Genomic DNA, 9,873 nt, shown 5'->3' on the forward strand with positions numbered 1-9,873 from the left:
TCGTCTATCAAGGGTTATATGACCAATCGCTTGCAGAAGAACAAGCGCAGGCGGATGCAGCGGCGGTTAAAAGAATCAAAAAGAGTCTGAAACCAACGATAAAACCTTTTGATAAACCTTCTGATCGTTTAGTTAGTCAAGAGCCTGCGCTACCCATTACTCTCAAAAAAGATAAAACAATAGCGCAAGATAATGCCGTTATGAAATCTGATAAAGAAGTTGTGCAACATAAAGACAGTATCACTTTAAAGGATAAAAAACTGGATACTGCCTCTTTAGATAAGCACGCTTTAAAGAATGATGCGTTAGATAATAAACCGTTATAAAAAGCCAGTCTCGCTAACGGTTTGGTGCAAGATTATTGATTGATAAGATTGATGCTGTGAATATGTAAAGAAAGCCTAACGCTTACGCTAGGCTTTCTTTATTTTGAGCAAATCTTATTTTTATTTGGGCGGATTATCTTTCAACCATAGCTGATTGACAATTTTTAACTCGCGTAGCTCTTCTGCCATGATGGATTCACTGATGCCTGGATATTTCATGACAGCATAGCTATAAAGACCGATACCAAGCGCTGTCCAACCAAAGAAAATCCACCACTCGATAGCGCTCAGCGCTGACGGCATGCCCGGCATATATAAGATGAGCAAGCCAATACCCAGTACTATGGTAAACATACCGACCAATTTACCCGCTGGCACTCTAAACGGGCGCACCATATCTGGCTCACGGTAGCGTAAGACTAAGAAAGAGATGGCGACACAGGTATAAGCAATCACGATACCAAAACCACCAGCATCGACAATCCAAACTAACATTTTGCGACCAAATAAAGGCGCAAGCGTTGCCAAACCACCAATCAATAAAATGGCGTTTTTTGGCGTCTTATACTTTGGATGTAGCTTGCCCAAAAATGCAGGCAACATATGCGCTTTTGACATGGCATAAAGTAGACGGCTGCCACCGATTAAAAACGCGTTCCAACTCGATAAAATGCCTAATACACCGCCAATAACTAGTAAAATACCCGCCCATTTGCCATGCCACGCATTGGTCATCGCATCAGCGGTCGCTAAGGTTGAGCCTTGTGCTTGAATAAGCGGCAAAGTGCGACCGACACTCCATGCCACGCCGACATACCACATCACCGCAATAATAATAGAGACAATCAAAAACTTACCGATATTAGGACGGGTCAGATCAATCTCTTCTGCCGCTTGCGGAATCACGTCAAAACCGACAAACATAAACGGCACCATGACAATCACCGTCATCATACCGCCGATACCACCGATAAAGGCAGGCGCTTGCACGGCGGTTGAGTTCGCAGGATTATAAATTACCGCACCAATAAACAATAACGTACCGACAAATAAAATACCGAGTACGGCTGTTTTTTGGAACCAAGCGCTGACTTCCATGCCACGAATATTGAGCCAAGTGACGATGATTGAGCCTAGCATACCAACCCCGACCCACGTGGCATACACATCCCAGCCCGCTATCGTCCATAGATAGCCTTGGTTATAATTGGGAATAAAATATTCAACCACCGTCGGCAGCGCTACTGCTTCAAAAGCAACGACCGAGAAGTAACCAAATAAAATACTCCACGAGCAAATAAAAGAAACCGTGACGCCAAGCGCTCGGTGGGTATAGGTATGCTCACCACCGGTGACCGGCATTGACGACGCTAGCTCTGCATAGTTAACACCAATCATGATAACGGCCAAACCACCAATCATAAACGCTAACATCGCGCCCCATGTGCCCGCCGCTAAAATCCAGTCCCCTGCCAAAACGACCCAGCCCCAACCGACCATAGCACCGAATGCTAAAGCAATAATATCAAACATGCCTAGCGATTTTTTTAGCTCAGACATAACCTACTCCTTGTCCGTGTGTCATCCGTGTCAGCCCTTTTTAACGGTACTGATACCCACTATTTTTATGTAATAGGGCGCTGCCCTTTTTTATCTTTTCCTGCCTATCAAGCGATAGGTTTAGTATTCAAAAACTGCTTAGCAGAGACAGCAACGGCGTCTTGATTTGCAAGGCGCCGTTGTAAAACCACCACTCAAAGCAGCACTGTCATTATCCTAAGCTTAAGCTTTCATTTTTTGAATTAACGCCTTGAGCGGTCAAAATACCTTTGATAATATCAAGGCCTTCTTGTAGCACTTCGTCCTCTACTGTGAGCGGTACCATCACACGAATGGCGTTGCCAAACATGCCACAAGACGCAAGCAGCAATCCTTGCTCGAAAGCTTTGGCTTTTAGGTTGGCAGTCGCCGCCGCATCAGGGTTGCCATCGTTGTCGATTAGCTCAAACGCTAACATCGCGCCTTTATGGCGAATATGACCGATGCTGCTTAGGTTCAAATCTTTTAAAAATGCTTCGATTTTGTCACCAATCTCGATACTGCGATCAAGCAGATTTTCTTCTTCAATCACTTCCATGACAGCAAGCGCAGCCACACAAGCCAATGGGTTACCAGAATACGTACCGCCCAAACCGCCGACTTGCGGACCATCCATGATATCAGCGCGACCGATAACGGCAGAGATAGGATAGCCACCCGCTAAGCTTTTAGCACTGGTCATCAGATCCGGCTCAACGCCCAACTGCTCAGACGCAAACAAGGTACCGGTACGGGCAAAACCACACTGGACTTCATCAAAAATCAGTACGATGCCATGCTCATCGCAAATCTCGCGCAAGGCTTTGGCAAACGATGGCGTCACTTGATGGAAACCGCCCTCGCCTTGTACAGGCTCAATAATCATCGCCGCCACTTCACTTGGATCGATATCCGCTTGGAAAATCATCTCAAGGCTATGCAATGCTTGTGCTTCGGTCACGTTTAGCTCTTCTGCTGGGAATAACGCATGGAACACAGGACCTGGCATCGGGCCAAAGTTCTTTTTGTATGGCAATACTTTACCCGTTAGGCTCATGCACATCAGCGTACGACCATGCCAACCACCAACGAAAGAGATGACACCCGGACGACCGGTTTTTGCACGGGCAATTTTAATACAGTTTTCGACCGCTTCTGCGCCAGTGGTCAAGAACAAAGCTTTTTTTGGACCGCTGATAGGCGCTTTTTCGCAAAGCTTTTCGGCAAGCTCGACGTAGCATTCATAGTTAACCATTTGCGCGGCAGTATGGGTAAATTTGTCTAGCTGCTCGTGCACACGCTGGGTGATTTTTGGATGGCTGTGACCAGTATTCAGTACTGAGATACCGCCGACGAAGTCGATATAACGATTGCCTTCAATATCCCACACTTCTGAGTTTTTTGCTTTTTCGGCAAAAATAGGAAAGGCAATGCCAAGGCCTGTTGGCAATACCGCTTTACGGCGCGCAAGTAATGATTGATTGGTAGTCATAAGAATATCCTTTTCTTTCTTCTTTACGTAGATGCCAATGATGGTATGGCGGTTTATAAAATAAACTGTGGCTAAATTTGGGATTTATGCTATTGAATCCCGTTAAATGCTAGGTGAAAATCTATAAAAAACAAATGGTTAAAATATAAAACAGCTAACGGTTAGCTCTAACTATTAACTAACATCAGAGCACCAGTATTTGGTCACGACATATTCTTCAATGCCGTATTTTGAGCCTTCGCGGCCAAAGCCCGATTGCTTAACGCCGCCAAATGGGGCGACTTCGGTAGAAATAAGACCGGTATTATGACCGATGATGCCGTATTCTAAACCTTCGGTGACGCGCCATGAGCGAGCATAGCTGCCGCTGTAGAAATATGCAGCCAAACCATAAATGGTGTCGTTGGCTTGACGAATGACGTCGGCTTCATCTTTAAAGGTAAAGATAGTAGCGATAGGACCAAATATTTCCTCATGGGCGATATCCATGTCACTGCTGATATCGGTAATCACGGTTGGGTTATAAGACAATTCTGATGCGCCGTTGGTACTACCGCCCGTGATAAGGGTTGCGCCTTTATCTAATGCGTCTTTGAGCAGCGCTTGCACTTTTTCCAAGGCTTTTTTATTAATTAATGGACCAATATCCACGCCTTCATCCATACCGTTACCGACGTTTAGCTCAGCGACTTTTTTTACAAAGATGTCGAGGAATTGGTCTTTAATGCTGTCTTGCACGTAGACACGGTTGGCACAAACACAGGTTTGACCCGCGTTACGATATTTAGAAGCGATTAAGCCTTCAGCGGCTTTTTCAAGATCGGCATCATCAAAGACGATAAATGGCGCATTGCCGCCGAGCTCTAATGACAGTTTTTTGATGGTTGGGGCGCACTGTGCCATCAAGGTACGACCAACTTCGGTAGAGCCAGTAAATGACAGTTTATGAATGCGTGCATCGCCAGTTAGGATATCGCCAATGGTTGAAGATTTGCCCGTGACGACTTGAATAACGCCTGCAGGAATACCGGCTTGCTCAGCCAATACCGCTAATGCCAAAGCAGAAAACGGCGTTTCGGTTGCAGGTTTGATAATCATGGTACAGCCTGCTGCGAGTGCAGGTGCTGCTTTACGGGTAATCATCGCAGCTGGGAAGTTCCAAGGCGTGATTGCCGCGCAGACACCAACGGGCTGTTTTAAGATGACATGGCGCAATTGGGTTTGATTGGCAGGGATAACATCGCCGTATACGCGCTTACCTTCTTCAGCAAACCAGCGAATAAAGCTATTGGCATAGCCAACTTCCCCGCGTGATTCGGTTAAAGGCTTGCCTTGCTCGGCGGTCATAATGATGGCCAAATCTTCTTTATTGGCATCGATAAGGTCGGCCCACTTTTGCAGTAGTTCCGCCCGCTCTTTGGCAGTTTTGGCCGCCCACGTGATTTGCGCCTCATGAGAAGCCGCAACCGCGTCATTGACATCATCGGTCGTCAGGCTCGGTACGTTACCGATGACGTCACCGTTAAAAGGATTGCTGACGTCAATAGTCGCGGCATCACTGGCATCATGCCAGCCGTCTTTGATAAAGCACTGCTGTTTGAGTAGGTCTGGATTTGATAGTTGTAGGGTATTTGACTGTTGTGACATGTTGACACTCCTTGTCAGTGTTATTTTGCAAATAAGGTTTGCAGATTTATAGTGATAAACGAATAACTAAAAATAAAAACGACTAAAAATAAAAGGTTATGACTTAAATAATTATTGATAACTTGTTATTTGTTCAATATACTGAACATGTATTCTATATATGAGACATCATTATAAGAATGATAATCCCTTATTTGCAACCCCTATTATCAATTTTGTGCTGATTTATCATTTTATTTTGCTACTTCCTTAATTTTATCGTCTTTTATAGGTTTCTTATGAGCACCACTGCTGTTCCTGCTTTGGACAAAACTTTTCAGATTTTAGATTTAATAACTGACAGCGCCCAACCTTTAACGGCGGCGCATATTGCCAAAGCGCTTAACCTGCCGCGCAGCTCAACCCACAATATTTTGCAAAGTTTATTAGCCAAACATGTCATCTATAAAGACAGCGACAGCCGCTTTCATTTGGGCTCGTATTTGATGTATTGGGCGGGCAAATATGAGCAGCAGCAGGGCGTCATCCAGCTATTTAAAGACCTTATTGTCCAGTATCCTATTCTACTTCAACATACGGTGACTTTATCCAAGCTCGATTTTGGTGAAGTGGTGTTTTTGGCTTGTCATGAAGCGCCCGCACCGCTTGGCTTTACTTTCCGCGCTGGTGTGCGCGTACCGGCAGTATTCTCTGCTACAGGCAAAGCCATGCTTTCCACTATGTCTATGGACAGCATAAAATCCATCTATGCCAGCGGTTTCCCTACGCCTATTACCCAATATGGTGTCGATAATTTTGCAGATTTATCCACTGAGCTGGCGGCTATCCAAAACAGTCGTATCTCCCTTGACGATGGGCAACTGCGAGAAGGGATGTATTGCTTAGGTACTTATATTCGTAACGCTTCTGGCAATGCTATTGCAGGTATGGCGGTCAGCTTTTTACAAGCAGAATATGAGTCCAAGCGAGCTGAGGTCAGTGCGGTACTGATTGAATTGGCAGAGCAAATTGAGCAGCGTTTGGGTTTTAAGGACGAGCATTAAACAATCCCATCGGCTTTAAGCTTGGCGATCATCTCGCTGTCATAGCCCAAATCAGCAAGTGTGCTATCGGTATGTTCGCTCAATTGCGGTGGCGGCGAACGATAAGTAATCGGTGAGGCGGATAATTTAATCGGGCTACCTAGTGCTCGAACTGGGCTACCTTGCGCAGCAAAATCAACCACCATCTCACGTGCCAGCGCTTGTGGCATCGCTAATGCCTCAGCAATATTATGAATCGCCCCGCACGGAATACCTGCTTTATCTAAAACCTCTAACCAATAATTACGAGGTTGCTCGGCAAATTTCTTGGTCAATTCATCACACAGCAGCTCACGATTGGCAACGCGTTGTGGATTGGTCGCAAAACGGCTGTCGCTATTCCAATCAACGCCCAACACAGTGCAAAGCTTGGCAAACTGACTGTCGTTACCGCAGGCTAAGATAAAGTGCGACGCGCCTTTTGCCTCGAATACTTGATAAGGCACGATATTAGGATGCTGATTGCCGAGTCTTGGCGGGACTTTGTCTGATGCCAAATAATTCATACCAACGTTGGCGAGCATCGCAAGCGCGCTATCAAGCAATGCCACATCGACATGCTGCCCAAGTCCGGTATGTTGACGCGCTAATAATGCCGCTTGGATACCAATGGTCAGCTGCAATCCAGCGAATAAATCAACCACTGCCACACCAACCTTATGCGGTTCGCCATCGCTTGGACCGGTAATACTCATCAGTCCTGATAAACCCTGAATGATATAGTCATAACCGGGGCGCTTGGCATCAGGCCCTGTCTGACCAAATCCCGTCAATGACGCGTAAATAAGACGCGGATTGTCTTTCTTTAGACTGTCATAATCTAAGCCGTATTTTTTTAAACCGCCAACCTTAAAGTTTTCAACGACGATATCGCTATCAGCGACAAGCTTTTTGATAATGGTTTGTCCGGCAGGTGTGGTGATATCAACGGTGAGAGATTTTTTATTGCGGTTAATGGTGGCGTAATAAGCAGAAGTGTCATCGCTGAATTTTGGCGGCGCCCAATGACGCGTTTCATCACCAAGATGTGGACGCTCAACCTTGATGACTTCGGCGCCCAAATCTGCAAGTACTTGTGTACAAGAAGGACCGGCCAATACTCTCGATAAATCAAGCACCTTAATACCGCGCAATGCACCTTTTGCCATATCAGTCATAATAATCCCTTATTGTGTCGCGTATTTTTTGATTTTTTGATCATAAAATTGTTCTTCATGATTTAATGGCTAAGCAGTTAAATGATGAAGAACAACTGAAAAACGTACGCTACTATTTAAAATCTGCTTATAGGAAGCCAAACAGTAGCGCACGTAATTAGCCAATAACGCTTAATAAAATGCTTGAATACCAGTCTGCGCACGACCTAGGATAAGCGCATGAATATCGTGGGTACCTTCATAGGTGTTAACCGCTTCTAAGTTCATGACGTGACGAATGATATGGAACTCATCAGAGATGCCGTTGCCGCCGTGCATATCACGAGCAATACGGGCGATATCGAGCGCCTTACCGCAGTTATTACGTTTGATTAATGAAATCATCTCAGGCGCCGCATTGTCTTCATCCATCAGACGACCGACACGTAACGCCGCTTGTAAACCTAAAGCGATTTCCGTCTGCATATTGGCAAGCTTCAATTGCACAAGCTGGGTTGCAGCAAGTGGACGACCAAATTGCTTACGGTCTAGCGTATATTGACGCGCCGCTTTCCAGCAGAATTCAGCCGCGCCCATTGCGCCCCATGCGATACCATAACGGGCTTTATTTAAGCAACCAAATGGCCCTTTTAGACCACGAATATTTGGAAAAGCATTGGCTTCAGGGACAAACACCTTGTCCATAACGATTTCACCAGTCACTGAAGCACGTAATGAAAATTTACCTTCAATCTTCGGCGCTGATAAGCCTTTCATGCCTTTATCTAAAATAAAGCCGCGAATCTCATCGGCGTCATCTTTTGCCCAAACGACAAATACATCAGCGATAGGACTGTTGGTAATCCACATCTTATTACCCGTCAGCTCATAACCGCCATCAACTGCGCGCGCACGAGTCGACATCGAGGCCGGATCTGAGCCTGAATCTGGTTCCGTCAGGCCAAAACAGCCGACATACTCGCCAGTGGCAAGCTTCGGTAGATATTTTTCTCTTTGCTCTTCGGTGCCATATGCCCAAATAGGATGCATGACTAAGCTCGACTGCACGCTCATTGCCGAACGATAACCTGAATCCACCGCTTCGATCTCTTTGGCAATCAGACCGTAGGCAACACTTGATAAACCGGCACAGCCATAACCGTCAATCGTCACGCCAAGCAAGCCCATCTCACCCATTTGACGCATGATGTTACGATCAAAGTTCTCGTTACGATTGGCCTCTAAAATGCCAGGCATCAGCTCTTTTTGAAAAAACTGACGGGCGCTGTCCGTGACCATGCGCTCTTCATCAGTTAATTGGTCGCGTAATAAAAACGGATCTTCCCAATCGAAACTTGGACGCTTAGATGTTGCCATGTGGAACTCCTTGTTACCAGTCTTCCTGACCGATGAGTAGTGATTAATGAGTAAATCGTTTGTATAAATGATTGACTTGCTAATTCCGCTATGCGAAACTTAGTTTCATAATTTAAATCTATTTAAGCAAAGTTTTACCGCGCTGTAAACCTTTATCAAAAAAAATGAGCATAAAATGACAAAAAATGTATCTACAGCCCTGCCACTACTCGATCGAATGACCACTATTCTTGAGCAAAGTAAGAACAATAATGACCGGCAGTTTGTTACTGCCCTAGGTCGTGGTCTAACGGTATTAGGGGCTTTTGAGCAGCATGAGCAGCTCAGTCATCAGAAGTTATGTCAGATGACCGCCTTGCCAAAAGCCACCATTACTCGGCTTATTCATACCTTGATGACGCTTGGATTTTTACGCATGACCGAGCACGGACAATATCAGCTGGGCAGTAGTGCGGTGCGACTCAGCGCGACCGCGTGGAGTCGTCATGACATGGTGGCAACTGCTGAACCATTGTTGCGGCAATTTGCCAGTAGCAATGAGGTATCGGTGAATTTGGCCACCGAGGTCGAAGGAGAAATGCGCTATCACGCTTGTTGTCGTAGCCCTGCTCGCCTGTCAGTTAATCTGCAAGTTGGCTCAGCCGTACCTGTCGCCCGCACTGCCATTGGTCGCGCTTTTTATGCAGTAAGCTCGCCAGCGAGACAGTCGGTGATTCGTAATAATCTACAAGAGCATTTATCCAAAGAAGAGTATGACCGCGCGCGATCTGCGTTAAGCGAGGCGACGGAGCATTATGTAAAATACGGCTATACGGTATCAGATGGTGAGTTTTCTACCGATATATTGGCAGTTGCCGTTGGCGTCTTTGATATCGCAACTGGGCAGTATGCATATTCGCTCAATGCCAGTGTGCCGAGCGCCAATTGGCAAGCGGAAGAATATGCAGCGATGATTGTGCCAAAGTTGCAGGTGTTGGCTGAAAGGATTGGCAGTGGTGTTTAGAAAAGTTGAGTGGATTTATTTATTTTTTAGCGCTGTATAAAGGTATTGGTAATGCGATGAGAGCATAAAATGATTTGGTGGAAGTGCTATATAGTTTTCGGCAAGTGGTTTGTGTTAAAGAATGAGAAGCGCTAAACTTTAAAGCAAATATTAATAATAATAAAAGTATTGGAGTCAACCATGAAACTCGCCGAAGCCCTCCTCATCCGTAGCGATATGCAAAAAAAGCTTG

7 protein-coding genes and 1 pseudogene are annotated in these 9,873 nt (G+C 45.6%); 3 read left to right on the forward strand and 5 right to left on the reverse strand.

Annotated features, from left to right (window positions below; genetic code table 11):
• Window positions 1-326, forward strand: a pseudogene (locus tag V7D75_RS08400) (hypothetical protein); the annotation flags it as partial.
• A gap of 120 nt (window positions 327-446) precedes the next feature.
• Here the strand turns inward: V7D75_RS08400 and V7D75_RS08405 are convergent.
• From V7D75_RS08405 to V7D75_RS08415, 3 genes are all read right to left on the reverse strand, one after another.
• Window positions 447-1,886, reverse strand: a complete 1,440-nt coding sequence (locus tag V7D75_RS08405) for an APC family permease (RefSeq protein WP_102077156.1) — start codon at window positions 1,884-1,886, stop codon at window positions 447-449.
• Window positions 1,887-2,097: 211 nt separating this feature from the next.
• Window positions 2,098-3,396 (reverse strand): 4-aminobutyrate--2-oxoglutarate transaminase, encoded by a 1,299-nt coding sequence (gene gabT, locus V7D75_RS08410; protein ID WP_333614204.1) that lies wholly within the window; start codon window positions 3,394-3,396, stop codon window positions 2,098-2,100.
• 174 nt (window positions 3,397-3,570) lie between these two features.
• On the reverse strand, window positions 3,571-5,043 hold the full coding sequence (locus V7D75_RS08415) for an NAD-dependent succinate-semialdehyde dehydrogenase (protein ID WP_333614205.1): 1,473 nt from the start codon (window positions 5,041-5,043) through the stop codon (window positions 3,571-3,573).
• 278 nt (window positions 5,044-5,321) lie between these two features.
• Between V7D75_RS08415 and V7D75_RS08420 the strand changes: the two genes are divergently transcribed.
• Complete coding sequence (locus tag V7D75_RS08420) at window positions 5,322-6,086, forward strand: IclR family transcriptional regulator (protein WP_333614206.1); 765 nt, start codon at window positions 5,322-5,324, stop codon at window positions 6,084-6,086.
• Here the strand turns inward: V7D75_RS08420 and V7D75_RS08425 are convergent.
• Together V7D75_RS08425 and V7D75_RS08430 are read right to left on the reverse strand one after the other, a co-directional pair.
• The gene (locus V7D75_RS08425) at window positions 6,083-7,282 is read right to left on the reverse strand and encodes a CaiB/BaiF CoA transferase family protein (RefSeq protein WP_333614207.1); all 1,200 of its coding nucleotides are present in this window, start codon (window positions 7,280-7,282) and stop codon (window positions 6,083-6,085) included. The two genes, V7D75_RS08420 and V7D75_RS08425, sit on opposite strands and share 4 nt — an antisense overlap.
• 171 nt (window positions 7,283-7,453) lie before the next feature.
• On the reverse strand, window positions 7,454-8,638 hold the full coding sequence (locus V7D75_RS08430; protein ID WP_333614208.1) for an acyl-CoA dehydrogenase: 1,185 nt from the start codon (window positions 8,636-8,638) through the stop codon (window positions 7,454-7,456).
• 175 nt (window positions 8,639-8,813) lie between these two features.
• Between V7D75_RS08430 and V7D75_RS08435 the strand changes: the two genes are divergently transcribed.
• Entirely contained in the window at window positions 8,814-9,641 is an 828-nt protein-coding gene (locus V7D75_RS08435; RefSeq protein WP_333614209.1) for an IclR family transcriptional regulator, read from the forward strand.
• Window positions 9,642-9,873 lie beyond the last annotated feature (232 nt).

This window comes from Psychrobacter sp. (assembly GCF_036731945.1).
In the GTDB taxonomy this organism is placed as follows: Bacteria; Pseudomonadota; Gammaproteobacteria; order Pseudomonadales; family Moraxellaceae; genus Psychrobacter.

Bases quoted from the DNA above. Each gene is read 5' to 3' on its own strand.
- V7D75_RS08430 (WP_333614208.1), bottom strand. From the start codon at position 8,638: ATGGCAACATCTAAGCGTCCAAGTTTCGATTGGGAAGATCCGTTTTTA.
- V7D75_RS08415 (WP_333614205.1), bottom strand. From the start codon at position 5,043: ATGTCACAACAGTCAAATACCCTACAACTATCAAATCCAGACCTACTC.
- V7D75_RS08405 (WP_102077156.1), bottom strand. From the start codon at position 1,886: ATGTCTGAGCTAAAAAAATCGCTAGGCATGTTTGATATTATTGCTTTA.
- V7D75_RS08425 (WP_333614207.1), bottom strand. From the start codon at position 7,282: ATGACTGATATGGCAAAAGGTGCATTGCGCGGTATTAAGGTGCTTGAT.
- V7D75_RS08420 (WP_333614206.1), top strand. From the start codon at position 5,322: ATGAGCACCACTGCTGTTCCTGCTTTGGACAAAACTTTTCAGATTTTA.
- gabT (WP_333614204.1), bottom strand. From the start codon at position 3,396: ATGACTACCAATCAATCATTACTTGCGCGCCGTAAAGCGGTATTGCCA.
- V7D75_RS08435 (WP_333614209.1), top strand. From the start codon at position 8,814: ATGACAAAAAATGTATCTACAGCCCTGCCACTACTCGATCGAATGACC.